Source organism: Testudinibacter sp. TW-1 (assembly GCF_050613185.1).
GTDB lineage: Bacteria > Pseudomonadota > Gammaproteobacteria > Enterobacterales > Pasteurellaceae > Chelonobacter.
The window spans coordinates 2585444-2602786 of record NZ_CP192511.1; the positions used below are offsets into that span (position 1 = coordinate 2585444).

19 protein-coding genes are annotated in these 17343 nt (G+C 48.5%); 14 read left to right on the forward strand and 5 right to left on the reverse strand.

Features of this window, described 5'->3' with window-relative positions:
* The first annotated feature begins 65 nt into the window (after positions 1-65).
* The 14 genes from trpE to rnb all read left to right on the forward strand — a co-directional run bounded on the left by trpE (position 66) and on the right by rnb (position 12645).
* Entirely contained in the window at positions 66-1604 is a 1539-nt protein-coding gene (gene trpE / locus ACQ31U_RS12440; RefSeq protein ID WP_431052545.1) for an anthranilate synthase component I, read from the forward strand.
* A gap of 10 nt (positions 1605-1614) precedes the next feature.
* A complete protein-coding gene (locus ACQ31U_RS12445) occupies positions 1615-2202 on the forward strand; it encodes an aminodeoxychorismate/anthranilate synthase component II (protein WP_431052547.1) in 588 nt (195 codons plus the stop codon).
* The gene (locus ACQ31U_RS12450; RefSeq protein WP_431052549.1) at positions 2199-2582 is read left to right on the forward strand and encodes a tautomerase family protein; all 384 of its coding nucleotides are present in this window, start codon (positions 2199-2201) and stop codon (positions 2580-2582) included. The genes ACQ31U_RS12445 and ACQ31U_RS12450 overlap by 4 nt, the downstream gene beginning before the upstream one ends.
* A gap of 3 nt (positions 2583-2585) precedes the next feature.
* Entirely contained in the window at positions 2586-3593 is a 1008-nt protein-coding gene (trpD, locus tag ACQ31U_RS12455; protein WP_431052551.1) for an anthranilate phosphoribosyltransferase, read from the forward strand.
* Position 3594: 1 nt separating this feature from the next.
* The gene (locus tag ACQ31U_RS12460) at positions 3595-4242 is read left to right on the forward strand and encodes a glutathione S-transferase family protein (protein WP_431052553.1); all 648 of its coding nucleotides are present in this window, start codon (positions 3595-3597) and stop codon (positions 4240-4242) included.
* 35 nt (positions 4243-4277) lie between these two features.
* Entirely contained in the window at positions 4278-5678 is a 1401-nt protein-coding gene (gene trpCF / locus ACQ31U_RS12465; protein ID WP_431052555.1) for a bifunctional indole-3-glycerol-phosphate synthase TrpC/phosphoribosylanthranilate isomerase TrpF, read from the forward strand.
* A gap of 12 nt (positions 5679-5690) precedes the next feature.
* Positions 5691-6893 (forward strand): tryptophan synthase subunit beta, encoded by a 1203-nt coding sequence (trpB, locus tag ACQ31U_RS12470; RefSeq protein ID WP_431052557.1) that lies wholly within the window; start codon positions 5691-5693, stop codon positions 6891-6893.
* Complete coding sequence (gene trpA, locus ACQ31U_RS12475) at positions 6890-7699, forward strand: tryptophan synthase subunit alpha (RefSeq protein WP_431052559.1); 810 nt, start codon at positions 6890-6892, stop codon at positions 7697-7699. Before trpB ends, trpA begins: the two co-directional genes overlap by 4 nt.
* A 20-nt stretch (positions 7700-7719) precedes the next feature.
* Entirely contained in the window at positions 7720-8487 is a 768-nt protein-coding gene (locus ACQ31U_RS12480; RefSeq protein WP_431052561.1) for a Nif3-like dinuclear metal center hexameric protein, read from the forward strand.
* Positions 8488-8599: 112 nt separating this feature from the next.
* A complete protein-coding gene (locus tag ACQ31U_RS12485) occupies positions 8600-8914 on the forward strand; it encodes a DUF883 family protein (RefSeq protein ID WP_431052563.1) in 315 nt (104 codons plus the stop codon).
* 64 nt (positions 8915-8978) lie between these two features.
* Positions 8979-9368 (forward strand): phage holin family protein, encoded by a 390-nt coding sequence (locus ACQ31U_RS12490; protein ID WP_431052565.1) that lies wholly within the window; start codon positions 8979-8981, stop codon positions 9366-9368.
* 21 nt (positions 9369-9389) lie between these two features.
* Entirely contained in the window at positions 9390-9662 is a 273-nt protein-coding gene (locus tag ACQ31U_RS12495) for a hypothetical protein (RefSeq protein ID WP_431052567.1), read from the forward strand.
* A 105-nt stretch (positions 9663-9767) separates the two neighbouring features.
* Complete coding sequence (gene fabI / locus ACQ31U_RS12500; RefSeq protein ID WP_431052569.1) at positions 9768-10556, forward strand: enoyl-ACP reductase FabI; 789 nt, start codon at positions 9768-9770, stop codon at positions 10554-10556.
* A gap of 124 nt (positions 10557-10680) precedes the next feature.
* On the forward strand, positions 10681-12645 hold the full coding sequence (gene rnb, locus ACQ31U_RS12505) for an exoribonuclease II (protein WP_431052571.1): 1965 nt from the start codon (positions 10681-10683) through the stop codon (positions 12643-12645).
* Positions 12646-12766: 121 nt separating this feature from the next.
* Here rnb and ACQ31U_RS12510 read toward each other — a convergent pair whose 3' ends face one another.
* The 5 genes from ACQ31U_RS12510 to ACQ31U_RS12530 all read right to left on the reverse strand — a co-directional run bounded on the left by ACQ31U_RS12510 (position 12767) and on the right by ACQ31U_RS12530 (position 17342).
* Positions 12767-13732 (reverse strand): AEC family transporter, encoded by a 966-nt coding sequence (locus ACQ31U_RS12510; RefSeq protein ID WP_431052573.1) that lies wholly within the window; start codon positions 13730-13732, stop codon positions 12767-12769.
* Between the two features lie 12 nt (positions 13733-13744).
* Positions 13745-15385 (reverse strand): malolactic enzyme, encoded by a 1641-nt coding sequence (locus ACQ31U_RS12515; RefSeq protein WP_431052575.1) that lies wholly within the window; start codon positions 15383-15385, stop codon positions 13745-13747.
* Between the two features lie 254 nt (positions 15386-15639).
* A complete protein-coding gene (gene grxD, locus ACQ31U_RS12520; protein WP_431052577.1) occupies positions 15640-15978 on the reverse strand; it encodes a Grx4 family monothiol glutaredoxin in 339 nt (112 codons plus the stop codon).
* A 136-nt stretch (positions 15979-16114) separates the two neighbouring features.
* Positions 16115-16891, reverse strand: coding sequence for a TPM domain-containing protein (locus tag ACQ31U_RS12525; protein ID WP_431052579.1), 777 nt, complete (start codon positions 16889-16891; stop codon positions 16115-16117).
* Positions 16884-17342 (reverse strand): TPM domain-containing protein, encoded by a 459-nt coding sequence (locus ACQ31U_RS12530; RefSeq protein ID WP_431052581.1) that lies wholly within the window; start codon positions 17340-17342, stop codon positions 16884-16886. The genes ACQ31U_RS12525 and ACQ31U_RS12530 overlap by 8 nt, the downstream gene beginning before the upstream one ends.
* Position 17343 lies beyond the last annotated feature (1 nt).

A 17343-nucleotide genomic window follows, 5' to 3' on the forward strand; every position in this document is an offset into this window, starting at 1 on the left:
TCACTTGACCAAATCCTTTTGCACTAGTTTAATAGTACAAAAATTCAACCCGAACGAGATTACCAATGCCATATATTCATATCACCCAGCAAGCCGTTGCTTATCACGCTGATCCGACTGCGATTTTTGCAACCCTATGCCAAGATAAAACCAATACCCTGCTATTGGAATCCGCCGAGATTCAAAGCAAAAACAGCTTGACCAGTCTGTTGTTTATCGACAGTGCGCTCAAAATCACCTGTTTGGATAAAAACGTCACCTTTTCGGCATTAAGTGCCAACGGAAAAGCGTTATTACCGTTAATCGAAAAAACGTTACAGGGTATTGCAAAAGCAATAAATTATACGCAAGACAATGTGCTGACCGCACTTTTCAGCGGACTCAATCCGAATTTGGACGAAGACAGCAAATTACAGGCAGCGACGGTGTTTGACGGTTTGCGCGTGATTAATCAACTGTTTAATCAAGCTGAAAGTGCGGTTTATCTCGGCGGTTTGTTTGCTTATGATCTGGTTGCCGGGTTTATCCCGATGGAAAATATCAACCTGCAAGACGATCAGATCAGCTGCCCCGACTACTGTTTTTATTTAGCCGAGCAGTTGTTGCGCTTAGATCACCAGCAACAATCGGCAACATTACAAACCTTCTGCTTTATCGCCGAACAGCAACCGCACTTGGATTCCGCGGCGGAAAACATCAAACGGCAACTGCGCCGAATTCAGGATAATTTGCCGATTCAAGCGGCTTCAAGCGAAGTGAGCGTGAATATTGACGATCCCGAATTTAAGCGGATCATCGAACAGCTAAAACAGCATATTTTTGTCGGCGACGTGTTCCAAATCGTGCCGTCACGCCGTTTTTCCCTTGAATGCCCGAATCCGTTGGCGACTTATCGCCGTTTGAAAATCACCAATCCAAGCCCGTATATGTTTTATATGCACGACGCAGATTTTATCCTGTTCGGCGCCTCGCCGGAAAGTGCATTGAAATACAGCCAAGCCAGCCGTCAGTTGGAAATTTACCCGATCGCAGGTTCACGCCCGCGCGGTTTTGATATGCACGGCAAAATCGATCCGGAACTGGACGCACGTTTGGAATTGGAATTGCGTTTGGATAAAAAAGAGTTGGCGGAACACCTGATGTTGGTCGATTTGGCACGCAACGACATCGCCCGCGTTTGCCAAAGCGGCACGCGCCAAGTGAAAGAATTAATGCAAGTCGATCGCTACTCGCACATTATGCACCTTGTCTCACGCGTGGTCGGCAAATTGCGCCCCGAGCTGGACGCGCTGCACGCCTACCAAGCCTGTATGAACATGGGCACGCTGACCGGCGCACCGAAAATCAAGGCAATGCAATTGATCTACCGATTTGAAAAACAAAAACGCCACAGCTACGGCGGCGCAGTCGGCTATCTCAGCTCCGACGGCAATTTCGACACCTGTATCGTGATCCGTTCCGCTTTCGTGCAAAACGGTATCGCCCACGTGCAAGCCGGCTGCGGCGAAGTGCTGGACTCCGATCCGCAAATGGAAGCGGACGAAACTCGGCACAAGGCAAGAGCGGTCTTAAACGCCATTATTCAAACAAATAACAACATCTAAGGATTTCATTATGGCGAAAATCGTATTTATTGATAATTTTGATTCGTTCACCTATAACTTGGTCGATCAGTTTCGGGTGTTGGGACATCAGGTGGTGGTTTACCGCAATGACAGTGAGTTGGATCATCTGATGAACACCGCACTTGCCGAGCCGAATACCATTGTCGCGCTCTCGCCCGGTCCGGGCAATCCGGCAGAAGCCGGCAATCTGTTGCCATTGATTCGTGAACTGAAAGGCAAAGTGCCGTTGATCGGCATTTGTTTGGGACATCAGGCGATTATCGAAGCCTTCGGCGGCAAGATCGTACACGCCGGGGAAATCCTGCACGGCAAGGTGTCGCAGCTTGAACACGATCAACAAGCGATGTTTGCCAATCTGCCGAACCCTATGCCGGTCGCGCGTTATCACTCGTTAATGGGAACGGAAATTCCGGCGGAGTTTGAGGTCAATGCACGTTTCAATAATATCATTATGGCGGTGCGCCACCGCACTTTGCCGATTTGCAGTTTTCAATTTCACCCGGAATCGATCTTAACCGTGCAAGGTTCGCAATTGCTGGCGCAAAGTATCGACTGGTTACTGGGAGAACGGCAATGATTGTGGTTTATGGTTTAAAAACTCGGCTTGATCCGATTAAAAAAGAGCTATCGGACATTATTCACCGTTGCTTGATGTTTGCCCTCGACTTTCCGGAGCATAAACGGGTGCAGCGTTTTATCGGACTTGAGGCGGACGACTATTATTATCCGTCGGATCGCAGCGAGGCTTACACCATTATCGAAATTAATATGATGAGCGGTCGTAGCGCGGAGGCAAAGAAATTGTTGATTCGCATGCTGTTCGATGAAATTTATAAGCAACTGAAAATCAAACCGGTCGATGTACAAATCACGATCAAAGAACAAGAGCCGCACTGCTGGGGCTTTCGCGGCATGACCGGCGACGAAGCCTGTTTTAATTACAATATCAAAAGGTAAGTTATGGAAACACAAACGCTATTAGACACGCTATTCAGCAATCAGGCTTTGAATCAGCAACAAAGCTATACCCTGTTCAATGCCGTAGTACAAGGAAAACTAAGTAACGAACAACTTGCCGCCGCCCTGATCGCGATTAAACTGCGCGGCGAAACCACCGCCGAAATTGCCGGTGCGGTAACCGCACTTCAACAAAATGCACAGCCGTTTCCAAGCCCTGATTATCCGTTCGCCGATATTGTCGGCACCGGCGGCGACGGCGCGGATACGATTAATATCTCGACCGCCAGTGCGATTGTCGCGGCAACCTTAGGCGCCAAAATCGCCAAACACGGCAATCGCAGCGTTTCAAGTAAAACCGGCTCAAGCGATGTGCTGACCGCACTTGGGGTGAATATCAACCTCAGTGCCGACACCGCACGCCAAGCGTTAGATGAGATCGGCGTGTGCTTCCTGTTTGCACAGCAATATCATCTTGGTTTTAAGCACGCCATGCCGGTGCGCAACGCGCTGAAAACCCGCACCATTTTTAATATCCTCGGGCCGTTAATCAATCCGGCAAAACCGCAACGGCAACTGCTCGGCGTTTATACCCCCGATTTGATCAAACCGTATGCGGAAACCGCACTTATGCTCGGACACAAACACTCTTTCGTGGTGCACGGTGCCGGTTTGGACGAAGTAGCGTTGCACGGCAAAACCCAAGTGGCGGAAATCCATAACGGCGAAATCGAATATTACGACATTACCCCGTATGATTTCGGATTCGAGCCGCAAGCGTTAGAGGTGCTACGCGGCGGCGAACCGGCGGACAACGCACGCATGCTGACCGCACTTTTGCAAGGCAAAGGCGACAAATATCACGCGCAAGCGGTGGCAATCAATACCGCACTTTTATTGAAATTGTTCGGATATGCGGATTTGAAACAAAATGCGGAAATGGTGTTAGACTGCCTTGCCGGCGGCAAACCGTTTGAAACCCTACAAAAATTGCGCCAGTATAAGGATTAATATGTATAAGCTGTTTATCGCCAATAAAACGAACTCAAGCTGGTCATTGCGCCCGTGGATTTTGTTGGAACAGTTGGCAATTCCATTCGAAGAAGCGCAGCTCTATTTTCAGCCGGATAAAACTCTGCAAAAAATCGACTTTTTACAAGCCTCGCCGACCTCGAAAGTGCCGGCACTCCATCACAACAATGCCGTGATTTGGGACAGCTTGGCGATCTGCGAATATGTGGCGGAAGATTATCCGCAAGTGTGGGCAAGCGAGCGCAACGCTCGTGCTTGGTCGCGTTGTGCTTGTGCTGAAATGCACGCCTCATTTGTTGCGTTACGCAGCCAATGCAGCATGAATACACAAAAATTTGTGACATTAGATCAAATCGATAGCGCACTTGCCGCCGATCTGGCTCGGATTAATCAACTCTGGACAGAGGGCTTAAGCCGTTTCGGTGGTGAATATCTCGCCGGTAACGCTTTCACCGCTGTCGATGCATTTTTCGCTCCGGTGTTGATCCGTTTAGTTCATTATGGACTGCGTAATTACCTTAGCCCTGAAGCCAATGCTTATGCCGAACGGATCTACCACCTGCCGAGTTTGCAAAAATGGCTTAAACAGGCACAACTAGAAAAAGATCGCCCAATTCGTAACCCTTAAAAAAATGAGAGAAAATAAAGGTAAAACTCGTGAATATGGATAATAAGCCCACCATTCTGCAAAAAATCATCAACGATAAAATCGAATGGATAAAAAACAAAAAAGCGGCATTGCCGTTGGCGCAATTTCAGGATCAAGTGCAGCGCGCTGATCGCGATTTCTATCACGCCCTCGCCCAAGGCTCGCACCAACGCCCTGCTTATATTTTGGAATGCAAAAAAGCCTCGCCGTCAAAGGGGTTGATCCGCGATGATTTCAACTTGGCGCAAATTGCCGATGTGTATAAAGAGTATGCGGCGGCGATTTCGGTGCTGACCGATGAAAAATATTTTCAGGGCAATTTTGATTTTATCGCCCAAGTGCGGTCTGTCGCGTCGCAACCGATTTTGTGCAAAGATTTTATGATTGACGAATATCAGGTCTATCTGGCGCGTTACCATCAAGCCGATGCGATTTTGCTGATGTTGTCGGTGGTGGATGATACGACCTATCGCAAATTATCCGATTTGGCGCACGAATTGGGCATGGGCGTGCTGACCGAAACCTCTAATCAAGCCGAACTGGAACGCGCGATTCAACTTAATGCGAAAGTTATCGGGATTAACAACCGCGATCTGCATGATTTAAGCGTCGATCTCAACCGTACGCCGCCATTGGCGCAACAAATTCCGGCGGATCGGATTATCATCAGCGAATCGGGGATCTATCATCATCAGCAAATTCAGCAACTGAAGCCTTATGTACACGCGTTTTTAATCGGCAGCAGCTTAATGGGCGAAGACGATCTGCAAAGTGCGGTACGGCAGGTGATTTATGGCGAAAACAAAGTCTGCGGTTTAACCCGGGCGCAAGATGTCAACGCGGCATATCAACACGGCGCGCTGTACGGCGGCATGATTTTTGCCGAAAAATCGCCGCGCAAAGTCAGCCTTGCCCAAGCCAAGCAGCTGATTACCGCTGCGCCACTGCGCTTTGTCGGCGTGTTTCAAAATCAAGAGCTAGACTATATCGCGGAAATCGCCCGCGAATTAAACCTGTTTGCGGTGCAACTGCACGGCAATGAAAGCCGTGAGTTTATGCAACAGCTACGCGAAAAATTGCCGACAACGTGCCAAATTTGGAATGTGATTTCGGTCGATATCGACAACCACGAGCAGATTAAACTTGCCGATGATCCGCTTATCGACCATTTCCTGTTCGACAGTAAAGTACAAGGAAAACAAGGCGGCACAGGCTTGATTTTCGACTGGACATTAATTCCGCCGAATATCAAAAAACGCACCATTTTAGCCGGCGGGATTAAACAAGAAAATATCGAACAAGCCTTGATTCAAGGCTGCTTGGGCGTGGATATCAATTCCGGCGTGGAAAGTGCGGTCGGGATTAAAGATGAAGAGAAAATTGCCGCGCTATTCGACACGATTATTCGATTTTAAAAGGAAAACAACATGAGCAATAAAACCCTACTCGATCCCTATTTCGGTGAATTTGGCGGGATGTATGTGCCGGAAATTTTAGTGCCGGTGCTGCAACAGCTGGAGAAAGCCTTTGTAGAAGCGAAAGACGATCCTGAATTTATTTCTGAATTCAATGATTTGCTGAAAAACTATGCCGGCCGTCCGACCGCACTTACCCTGTGCCGTAACCTGACTAAAGGCTCGAATACCAAACTCTACCTGAAACGTGAGGATTTGCTGCACGGCGGCGCGCACAAAACCAACCAGGTGTTGGGGCAGGCGTTATTGGCAATCCGCATGGGCAAAAGCGAGATTATCGCCGAAACCGGCGCAGGACAACACGGCGTTGCCACCGCCATTGCCTGTGCGATGTTGGGGCTGAAATGCCGCATTTATATGGGGGCGAAAGATGTGGAACGCCAATCGCCGAATGTGTTCCGTATGCGGCTGATGGGGGCGGAAGTGATTCCTGTCAACAAAGGCTCTTGTTCGTTGAAAGACGCCTGTTGCGAAGCCATGCGTGATTGGTCAGCCAATTACGATAAAGCCCATTACCTGCTCGGCACCGCGGCAGGCCCGCACCCGTTCCCGACGATTGTACGCGAATTCCAAAAAATGATCGGCGAAGAAACCAAACGGCAAGTGTTGGAGCGCGAAGGGCGCTTGCCGGACGCGGTGATTGCCTGCGTCGGCGGCGGCTCGAATGCGATTGGTATGTTTGCCGATTTTATTGAGGAAAGTGCGGTGCGCCTGATTGGGATCGAACCTGCCGGACACGGCATTGAAAGCGGCGAACACGGCGCGCCGTTAAAACACGCCGATGTCGGCATTTATTTCGGCATGAAATCGCCGATTATGCAAACCGCAGACGGACAAATCGAAGAGTCTTACTCGATCTCCGCCGGACTGGACTTCCCTTCCGTCGGACCGCAGCACGCCTATTTGAATGCGATTGGACGCGCGGAATACGAATCAATCACCGATGATGAGGCACTTGACGCCTTCCAACAACTGGCGCAGCACGAAGGGATTATTCCGGCGTTGGAATCCTCGCACGCCTTGGCGTATGCGTTAAAATTAATCAAACAAGAGCCGCAAAAAGCACAACTGTTGGTGGTGAATCTGTCCGGTCGGGGCGACAAAGATATTTTCACCGTCGATAAAATTTTAACTGAAAAAGGGGGAAAATCATGAGCCGTTTTGCACAATGCTTCCGACAGTTACAACTGAAAAACCAAGGCGCATTCGTACCGTTCGTCACCCTGTGCGATCCGGATTTAGACCGCTCTTTTGACATTATCCGCACGCTGGTTGATAACGGCGCAGACGCTTTGGAACTGGGCTTTCCGTTTTCCGATCCGCTACTGGACGGCCCGGTGATCCAAGCCGCCAATAACCGCGCGCTGAATGCCGGTTGCAGCACCAAAGCATGCTTTATGTTATTAGACAAAGTGCGGTCAACATACCCTGAGATTCCGATCAGCCTGCTACTGTGTGCCAACCTGATTTATGCACAGGGTTTGGACAATTTCTATCGACAATGTCAGCAAATCGGTGTCGATGCGGTGTTAGTGGCCGACGTGCCGCTATTGGCTTGCGAACCCTATGTTGCCGCGGCGAAAAAATTCGGCGTGCAACCGGTGTTTATCTGCCCGCCGAATGCCGATTCGGACACCATTCAAGGCGTGGCGCAAACCAGCGAGGGCTACACTTATTTGGTCTCCCGTGCCGGCGTCACCAGTGCGGAAAACCAAGCCCACGCCGGTAATTTAGACAGTTTGATTGCGCAACTGAAAGCGCACAACGCACCGCCGATTTTACAAGGCTTCGGTATCGCACAACCGCAACAAGTGATCGACGCGCTGAACAGCGGCACTGCCGGGGCAATCTCCGGCTCGGCGATTGTCAAAATTATCGAAAATCATTTGGATAATCATGCGGAAACACTGCGCTTGTTGGGCGAATTTGTGCGCAAGATGAAAGCGGCAACCTATGCTTAACCAATCAACAGGAATGAGAAATGAATAATCTGGAATTGGAACAACTGCTCAACCGCACATTAAACAGTGACGCCATCAGCGACTACGCCCCCAACGGTTTGCAAGTGGAGGGCAAAAGTGCGGTGCGTAAAATTATCACCGGCGTGACCGCTTGCCAAGCGTTATTGGATTACGCCGTTGCGCAGCAAGCCGATGCGGTGTTGGTACATCACGGCTATTTTTGGAAAAACGAATCGCCGTTGATCCGCGGCATGAAAGGCAAGCGAATCCGTACCCTGTTGACGCATAATATTAACTTATACGCCTATCATCTGCCGCTCGATGTGCACCCGGAATTGGGAAACAATGCGTTATTGGCCGAAATGTTGGGAATTGAAAATTTACAATCCCTTGAACAAAGTGCGGTATCCATTCCGGTCTACGGCGAGTTGAAAACCGCACTTTCCGGCGAAGAATTGGCGCAACGTTTGGAACGGGTTCTGCAACGTAAACCGCTCTATTGTGGCGGCGGTGCGTATGGCAATGCACCGGATAAAATCCGCACCGTGGCACTTTGCACCGGCGGCGGACAAGATTACATTGATCTGGCGGCAGCGCAAGGAATTGACGCATTTATCAGCGGCGAGATTTCCGAGCGCACTACGCATTCCGCCCGTGAGCAAGGCATCCATTTTTATGCTGCCGGACACCATGCCACCGAGCGTTACGGCATTAAAAAATTAGGCGAATGGCTGCAACAACATTATGCGTTCGATGTGCTCTTTCATGATATTGACAATCCGGCATAGTCTGAACGCTGATTTGTAAAGATCCGGTTTTCGCTTTGATCTTATTCAAATAATCCCTTAGGATAAATTTGCAACACCAAAATATCATCTCAATCAAACGGAGGATACAAGTATGAGAAATGACTTTGACAGCAAACGCGAAGAACTGCTTTCTGAATTACAAGACATTCTACAAACTGCGGAAGACTTGTTTGAAGAAGGGAAAGACGTTGGGGCGGACGAATTCAAAAAATTGAAAAAACGTTTGAATGCCAGCTCCGACGGCTATCGCCAACAATTGGAAGATCTGCAAAACAAAGTCGCGGCAACCGCCAAAAACGCAGCGAAACAATCCGATACCATGATTCAAGAGAATCCGTACAAAGCCATCGGGATCGTTGCCGGGGTCGCGTTCATTGCGGGTTTGTTAATTAACCGCAATAAATAATCCGGAGCATAGTGGAAGCCGCAACACTGCGGCCTCCCGATCTTTCTGTTACAGGAGATAAAAAATGCAAACGATAAATAAAATTAAATCCGGTCTGAAACACAGTTTTATCACCGCCCTTGAACTTGCCAGTATCCGTCTGGAAATGGCAAAGTTGGAACTCAACGAACAAAAAGAACACGCCCAACTCGTTATCGTTTTTGCCTTATGTAGCTTTTTGTTACTGTTACTTGCCGGCCTCAGCCTGATGTTCGCCCTCAATGCCTGGCTGCCCGAAGCGGATAAATTTCGCGTGTTTACGCTGATCGGGTGCGGCTGTCTGTTGCTGGTGCTGACCCTGGTGATTCTGATTATCCGTTTAATCCGTAAACAGCGTGGTTTTCTTGATGACACCTTAAGAGAAGTCAAATTAGATCTTGCCGCAATAAAACAAAGCGTCAATTCTTCAAAATAAAGACCGCGCAAGGAGAGCCTTATGCCCAGCCACCGTGCATTGGAAAAAGAATTATTGTTACTCAAAGGCGAAGTGTTGCGCAATAAATTTCGTTTGCAGACAGAAAAAACACAGCAAGAAATCCGCCAGCCTTTGCGCTACTTAAAAGCCGTTTCCAACCCGATTATCCGCTCCTCGCTGATTTCGCTTTCGACCCGCCTGTTATTGGGCAGAAAATGGTTGATATTGCCCGCTATCGGTGTGGTTTCATTGTTATTATTAAAAAATTCCCCGCAGCAGAATGACGATTCTTGATAAGAATGGAATCAGGCGATAAAGTAGCGTATAATCACGCCACGTTAATTTGGCGGTGCGTTGTTATCGCCATTATCTTTTCAATTAATAACAGGATAAAGTTTTATGGGATTCTTAACAAACAAACGTATTTTAATCGCCGGTGTCGCCAGCAACCGCTCTATCGCTTACGGCATTGCGCAAGCGATGTTTGCAGCCGGTGCGGAATTGGCGTTCACTTATCAAAACGACAAATTAAAACCGCGTGTTGAAGAATTTGCCAAAGATTTTAACTCTTCTATCGTAATTCCTTGTGATGTCGGCAGCGACGCAGACATTGAAAACTGTTTCCAAGAATTGAGCAAACATTGGGATAAATTCGATGGTTTCGTACACGCGATTGCTTACGCACCGGGCGATCAATTGGATGGCGACTATGTTAATGCGGTTACCCGTGAAGGCTTCCAAATTGCGCACGACATCAGCTCTTACAGCTTTGTGGCGATGGCAAAAGCGGCGCGTCCGATGTTGAATCAGGGTGCAGGCTTAGTCACTTTATCTTACTTAGGCGCGGAACGGGCGATTCCTAACTATAACGTGATGGGCTTGGCAAAAGCCTCTTTAGAAGCCAACGTGCGCTTTATGGCGAATGCGATGGGCAAAGAAGGCATTCGTGTCAATGCGATTTCAGCAGGCCCAATCCGCACCTTAGCCGCTTCCGGGATCAAAAACTTCAAGAAAATGTTATCACACTGCGAAGCGGTCACCCCGCTACGCCGTACCGTTACCATTGAAGATGTGGGCAAAAGCGCCGCATTCTTGTGTTCTGATTTAGCCTCCGGCGTAACCGGCGAAGTGTTGCACGTTGACGGCGGTTTCAATATCGCGGCAATGAATGAATTAGACGCCGAATAAGCCTCAACATTCAAGATAAAAACCAAGGGCGGATTGATATCCGCCCTAATTTATTGCCCTCCGCTTGCGAGGAAAGGAAATTTAAAATCCGTCTGCTCATTTGATTTTAATAGGACAGAACATCATGTTTCAAAACAATCCGCTGTTAAGCCAACTTAAGCAACAAATCCGTGAAAACAAGCCGCGCGCCGAAGGCACGGTGAAAGCCAACGATAAGGGTTTCGGCTTTTTGGAATGCGATAAAAAAAGCTATTTCATCACCCCGCCGGCAATGAAAAAAGTCATGCACGGCGACAAGATCAAAGCGGTGATCGAAAGCAACGGCGATAAAGAAAATGCCGAACCGGAAACGTTAATCGAACCGATGTTAAGCCGTTTTATCGCCAAAGTGCGGTTCAACAAAGAGAAAAGATTACAACTGACGGTCGATCACCCGAACATTAATAACCTGATTGCCGCCAACAAAGCCCAAACCGTCAGCGAAGAATTGCAAGACGGCGATTGGGTGGTGGCGGAATTGCAAAAGCACCCACTACGCGATGACCGCGCATTTTTTGCGCAAGTCACACAATTTATCTGCCGTGGCGATGACAATTTTGCACCGTGGTGGGTCACGCTCGCCCGTCACCAACAACCACGCACGCCGGTTGCCGGACTGGATTCGTATCAATTGGATCAAACCCTGTCACGTCAAGATCTGACCGCCTTGGATTTTGTCACGATTGACGCGGCTTCCACCCAAGACATGGACGACGCGCTGTATATCGAAACCACGGAAAACGGCTGGAAGTTACACGTTGCGATTGCCGATCCGACCGCCTATATCCCATTGGATTCACAAATCGAGCTTGACGCCAGACAGCGCTGTTTCACCAACTATCTGCCCGGTTTTAACATTCCGATGTTGCCGCGCGAGCTGTCCGACGAACTGTGTTCATTAATGCCGCAGCAAAAACGCCCGGCGTTGGTGTGTACGATTGAAACGGATCGCAACGGCAAGACCAGCGCCGAACCGCACTTTGTTGCGGCGTGGATCGAATCCAAAGCCAAATTGGATTACGACGAGGTTTCCGATCTGTTGGAACAGGTAGAGAATCATTGGCAACCAAGCGATGAAAAAATCGCACAGCAAATCGAATTATTACACCAATTTGCCCTTGCGCGTATCGAGTGGCGCAAAACGCACGCCTTGCTGTTTAAAGAACGCCCTGATTACAGTTTTGAGTTGGAGCAAGACGGCAAAGTCAAAGCGATTCACGCCAAACACCGCCGTATCGCCAATCAAATCGTGGAAGAAGCGATGATTATCGCCAACACCAGTGCGGCACACTATTTGGATCAACACGCCAAGTGCGGTATCTTCAACACCCACAGCGGGTTCGATCCGAAATTCCAACAATCGGCACATGATTTCCTGTTGGCGACTCTTGCCAATGATGACAATCGCGCGGAATTGGCACAACGTTATTCCGTTGAAAAGCTGACCACACTCGACGGCTATTGCCAAATGCGCCACGATATCGAGCAATATGATTTCGGCTTTTTGGAAATGCGCCTGCGCCGTTTCCTGACCTTTGCCGAATTCAAAGCCGAAGCCGCACCGCACTTTGGTTTAGGTTTAAGCGCCTATGCCACTTGGACTTCACCGATCCGTAAATATTCCGATATGGTGAACCACCGCATTATCAAACAGTGTCTCTTGAATGAAAGTGCGGTCAAACCGGCGGACGCGATTTTAGCGCGCCTGCAAGAAGCACGCCGTCAAAACCGCATGGTGGAACGCGATATCGCCGATTGGTTATACGCCCTTTATTTCGCACCGATAGTTGAACAAAACCCGATTTTCGCCGCCGAAATCCAAGATGTCAGCCGCGGCGGTCTGCGCGTACAACTGTCGGAAAACGGCGCAAGCGTGTTTGTACCGATTTCGACTCTGCACGATAAAAAAGAGGAAATCAGCGTCAATAGCGACGAACTGGCATTGTACATCAACGATCAAAAAACCTATCAAATCGGCGATCAGCTCCAAATTAAGCTGGTGGAAGTGAATGTGCTCACGCGCAGTTTGATTGGCAATGTGGTGAGTTAATCACTTATGATTATGAGCTAAACAGTAAAAGGCGAATATCTTTATTCGCCTTTTTTATGTCTTTTCAAACCAAGAGAAAACCGCACTTGCACGGATTAAACAAGCAAAGTGCGGTATTGCATTAGGCGATCAACGGCAAAATCGCGTTGATGATTGGGATCACGATGATAAACAGCAAAGTGCTGGTGGTGACCGTATTGGTGGCGTATTTCACATCGCCGTTGGCGGCGTGTGCCAAAATCGGTAGCACTGCCAATGCCGGTACGGCGGATTGGACAACCAGTGTATAAGCTTCTGTTGCTGGCAATGAACCAAGTGAATCCGCACCAAACAGAATTAACCCAATAGTAATTGCCGGTATTAAAATAAAACGTCCGATTAAAGCAACGCTGGTATCCCGGTCAAAATTAATGCTTTTCAAACCGGCGTCCGCCAGCACGATACCGACATAGATTAATGCTAACGGCGTCACCAATTCGCCGACATAACCCAGCGTCGAGTTAACAAAGGTCGGCAACGGAATATCCGCAAGCAGAAACACGAATGCCAAGGCTGCGCCGACAATCGGCGGAGTCAGCAGTTTTTTCGGATCAAAACCGCCTTTATGCGCCGTCGGATCAACCGTCGGATCATCATTGGCAATCAACCATGCGCCGAGCGTCCAAGTTGAAATCGTATTGACTAAATAGCACACCAAGAAATACGGCAAGCTCAGATCGCCAAACAGCGCGACATTCAGCGGCAAGCCGATGAAAATCGTGTTGGCATTGACGATCACGTTGATAAAGACGCCGCGTCTGCCGCGGCGTACCTTGAGCAATTTGGCTAAGGCAAAGGCGGCGACATACGCCAACGCCGTTGCCAATGCAAAATAGACCAAACCGCCCGACAGCGAAAACAGCGTATCGCGGGTTAAATATTTCAAAATCGAAACAAAAATCCCTGCGGGCAAGGCAATATTCAAAATCAATTTTGAAAGATTGCCACCGAAACTATCTGCAAACCACCCTTTCTTTCGTAAGCCGTAACCGAGGGCGATAATCAGCAAAATCGGCAAGGTGCTTTCAATCGAAGAGAGAAATTGCATTGGCTGTTCCTTTTATTTACTGAGATCTTGATAAATCGGAATCCATTTCAATTCATCAATGGCTTTATCCAGATCGGCAATCGGCTGTCTATTCAGTTGCTGATCCACCGCACTTTGCGCTACGCCTTTGGCAACGGTGCGTGAAAATTCGGTTAATCTTGAAACCGGCGGTAACACCGCTGCACCTGCCTTGTTAGGATCAACCAAGCCGCCAAGCGAATGCGCCGCTTTGGAAATCATGGTGTCATTTAAAATCCGCGCTTCCGATACCAGAACGCCTAAGCCTAAGCCCGGATAAATCAAGGCATTGTTTGCTTGTCCGATTTCATAGGTTACGCCGTTCAGCTCAACCGGATCGGTTGGAATGCCGGTCGCGACTAAGGCTCTGCCGTCGGTCCAGGTCAGCAAATCTTTGGCGGTCGCTTCTGCCAGTTCGGTCGGATTGCTGAGCGGGAAAATAATCGGACGTTCGGTGTGCGCCGCCATTTCTTTGATAATGCTTTCGGTAAATGCACCGCCTTGGGTTGATGTGCCGACCAAAATCGTCGGGCGCACCGCTTTGACGGTCGCTTCAAGTGAAGTCAATTCATGGCTGTTGGCAAATTCGGCACGGCTGCGCGCAAACGGACGTTGTTCCGGGGTCAAATCGTCCATGTCATCGAACAGCAATCCCTGCACGTCAACCATATAGAATTTGGCACGCGCTTCTTTTTCGCTTAAGCCGTGTTGCAACATCTCTTGGTAAATACGGTTGGTGATACCGGCCCCGGCACTGCCTGCGCCAAAGCAAAGATAGGTTTGATCAGTGATATTTTGTTTAGAAATATTCAATGCGCCCAAAATCCCGGCAAGGCTGATAATCCCCGTGCCTTGAATATCATCATTGAAGGTTGGGATTTTATCGCGATATTTATTCAAGATATTCGCCGCATTCGAACGCCCGAAATCCTCCCAATGCAGATAGAGTTTCGGGAACAAGGCTTCGGCTTTTTGCACGAACTGATCGACGAATTGATAATATTGATCACCGCGTACGCGTTGGTGGCGGTTGCCTAAATAGAGCGGATCCTTGAGCAGTTGCTCGCGGTTTGTGCCGACATCCAGCACCACCGGCAACACGCTGTTCGGATCAATTCCTGCGGCTGCGGTATAAACCATCAGTTTACCGACGGAAATATCCACACCGTTCACGCCCCAGTCGCCAATACCTAAAATGCCTTCCGCATCGGTTGCGACAATCAGCCTAATATCACGTCCGTTGGCGGCATTTTTCAGGGTAGCTTCGATATTTTCCGGTTCATTGATTGACAAATACGCGGCATATTGCGGATCAACAAACAGTTCATCATAACGTTCAATCGATTCGGCAATCACCGGGTCATAAACAATCGGCATAAATTCAACCACATGACGGCTAAACAAGGCATAAAACAACGTGCGGTTGGTATTAAAAATTTCCATTAGAAAATGGCGCTTTTCAATCCGAGAATCTTTCTTTTGGAATTGCGCATACGCTTGACCGCATTGCTCATCCAGCGTCTGCACACAAGCAGGCAACAAACCAATCAAGCCTAATTTGGCGCGCTCTGCCAATGTAAATGCCGTACCTTTATTTAAAAACGGATCATTTAAAACGTCATGTGATGTTTTCATGCTATTTTCCTCTATTTTGAGTGGTGGTGATATGTATTCTGTTATGTAACAACTATTATTTATACAAAATTCTGTCAGGAATAAACAGCACAAACTATAACATTTACTTCAACTGAATAATTGACATTGTGGGTAAAATAAGGCAAGCCATAGTAAATGAGTGTAAGTTAATATTTTGATTTATCAAAAATAAAGAACCGCACTTTGATTTCCGATTTCACTAATTCAAAGTGCGGTTAGTTTAACGAGTAAACTTAGGCTTGTTCCGTTTCAGCGTGTTTAGCGGCAACTTCTTTTAACATCGGTTGCAATTCGCCTTGTTGGAACATTTCCATAATAATATCGCAGCCGCCGACCAATTCGCCTTCCACCCATAATTGTGGGAAAGTCGGCCAGTTGGCGTATTTCGGCAATTCAGCGCGAATATCCGGGTTTTGCAGAATATCGACATAACCAAACGGCACTTGGCAATGAATTAACGCTTCCACTGCCCTGGCAGAAAAACCACAAGACGGGAACTTGGGTGAACCTTTCATATAAAGAAGAATCGGATTTTCGCTGATTTGCTGTTTGATTTTATCTAATGTTTCCATGATGACCTCAGTAAAAAGCAGGGCAATCCCTGCTTGTAAATGAATGGTGGCTGATTGTATCACAGCCCGCTTTTAACTCAATAACAGGAATTTAATTTACCGCTTTCCTGTTCTTAACGAACAACGGAACGGACAACTACCAACTGCCGCCGGCGCCACCGCCGCCGGAGCTGCCGCCGCCGAAGCCACCACCGCCAAAGCCGCCCCCTCCGCCGAAGCCGCCGCCAAATCCACCGTTATTACGGTTATTACGGCGACGGAGCACTTGTCCGTTGCGCCCGATGGTGTGGTTATTGGTTGGGGTGACATAACTGTCATTAATCCGTCCGAACAAAACAAAAAGAATAAAGATCACCACAAACACCAGTGGAATCCAATCCATTTCGTTATCGCGTTCCACCGCTTGCGGCGCATATTCACCTTTACTCGCGGCGATAATCGCATTCAGACCGTTATCAATTCCTTGATAATACTGGTTTTGTTTAAAATACGGTGTGATCTCGTTGCGGATTAATTGCGATAACATCGCGTCAGGCAATGCGCCCTCGAGTCCCTGCCCCGGTGCAATAAAAATCTTGCGATCGTTCAACGCAATCAGCATTAATACGCCATTATTCAGCCCTTTACGCCCGATTCCCCATTTATCCACCAAAGCAAAGGCAAACTCGGCAATCTCGTTGTCGCCGGTGGTCGGCATAATCACCAAGGCAATTTGCGAGCTGGTTTCTTTAGCGTAAGCCGCCAATTTGCTTTCCAACGCATTTTGTTGGGCTGCGCTCAACACATTGGTGTAGTCGCTGACATAGCGAAACGGATTCGGGACAGCCGGCAATTCGACCGCCACCGCATTAACGCTGAAAAACAGGCAAAGTGCGGTCAGCAGGTAGCGTAGCGGCATAAAAAATTTACTCATCAATGATCACCTCATTCGGCAATTCATCAACATCGTCTGCTTGGCGCGGAAAATGGAGCGAGAGTTTTTCCGCCAGCAGATACAGCGCGGCAATAATCCCTTTGGTCAAATTGCCTTGCGCCGCTTGTGCGCTAATCACATCACAGCAACGCTGCCAAAATTCATCGTTCACAAATTGATGAATGCCATGATCACCAATCACCGCACAGCGGCGTTGTTTTAAGGCGACATAAATCAACACGCCGTTATTCGCCGCCGTTTGTTCCATTTCCAGCTCAGCGAAAATCTGCTGCGCACGGGCAATTATCGGATCAGCATGTTCCGGCAACGCGTTTAATTTGGCGTTTTTCTCAATATAAACCCGCACTTCGGCAGCGGTTTGCAACTCTAACTGTTCAATCGCCGCTTCGACTAACGCACTATCGATGGCTGATTTGGCAAATAATGGCATG

Bases quoted from the DNA above. Each gene is read 5' to 3' on its own strand.
- trpE (WP_431052545.1), top strand. From the start codon at position 66: ATGCCATATATTCATATCACCCAGCAAGCCGTTGCTTATCACGCTGAT.
- ACQ31U_RS12445 (WP_431052547.1), top strand. From the start codon at position 1,615: ATGGCGAAAATCGTATTTATTGATAATTTTGATTCGTTCACCTATAAC.
- ACQ31U_RS12450 (WP_431052549.1), top strand. From the start codon at position 2,199: ATGATTGTGGTTTATGGTTTAAAAACTCGGCTTGATCCGATTAAAAAA.
- trpD (WP_431052551.1), top strand. From the start codon at position 2,586: ATGGAAACACAAACGCTATTAGACACGCTATTCAGCAATCAGGCTTTG.
- ACQ31U_RS12460 (WP_431052553.1), top strand. From the start codon at position 3,595: ATGTATAAGCTGTTTATCGCCAATAAAACGAACTCAAGCTGGTCATTG.
- trpCF (WP_431052555.1), top strand. From the start codon at position 4,278: ATGGATAATAAGCCCACCATTCTGCAAAAAATCATCAACGATAAAATC.
- trpB (WP_431052557.1), top strand. From the start codon at position 5,691: ATGAGCAATAAAACCCTACTCGATCCCTATTTCGGTGAATTTGGCGGG.
- trpA (WP_431052559.1), top strand. From the start codon at position 6,890: ATGAGCCGTTTTGCACAATGCTTCCGACAGTTACAACTGAAAAACCAA.
- ACQ31U_RS12480 (WP_431052561.1), top strand. From the start codon at position 7,720: ATGAATAATCTGGAATTGGAACAACTGCTCAACCGCACATTAAACAGT.
- ACQ31U_RS12485 (WP_431052563.1), top strand. From the start codon at position 8,600: ATGAGAAATGACTTTGACAGCAAACGCGAAGAACTGCTTTCTGAATTA.
- ACQ31U_RS12490 (WP_431052565.1), top strand. From the start codon at position 8,979: ATGCAAACGATAAATAAAATTAAATCCGGTCTGAAACACAGTTTTATC.
- ACQ31U_RS12495 (WP_431052567.1), top strand. From the start codon at position 9,390: ATGCCCAGCCACCGTGCATTGGAAAAAGAATTATTGTTACTCAAAGGC.
- fabI (WP_431052569.1), top strand. From the start codon at position 9,768: ATGGGATTCTTAACAAACAAACGTATTTTAATCGCCGGTGTCGCCAGC.
- rnb (WP_431052571.1), top strand. From the start codon at position 10,681: ATGTTTCAAAACAATCCGCTGTTAAGCCAACTTAAGCAACAAATCCGT.
- ACQ31U_RS12510 (WP_431052573.1), bottom strand. From the start codon at position 13,732: ATGCAATTTCTCTCTTCGATTGAAAGCACCTTGCCGATTTTGCTGATT.
- ACQ31U_RS12515 (WP_431052575.1), bottom strand. From the start codon at position 15,385: ATGAAAACATCACATGACGTTTTAAATGATCCGTTTTTAAATAAAGGT.
- grxD (WP_431052577.1), bottom strand. From the start codon at position 15,978: ATGGAAACATTAGATAAAATCAAACAGCAAATCAGCGAAAATCCGATT.
- ACQ31U_RS12525 (WP_431052579.1), bottom strand. From the start codon at position 16,891: ATGAGTAAATTTTTTATGCCGCTACGCTACCTGCTGACCGCACTTTGC.
- ACQ31U_RS12530 (WP_431052581.1), bottom strand. From the start codon at position 17,342: ATGCCATTATTTGCCAAATCAGCCATCGATAGTGCGTTAGTCGAAGCG.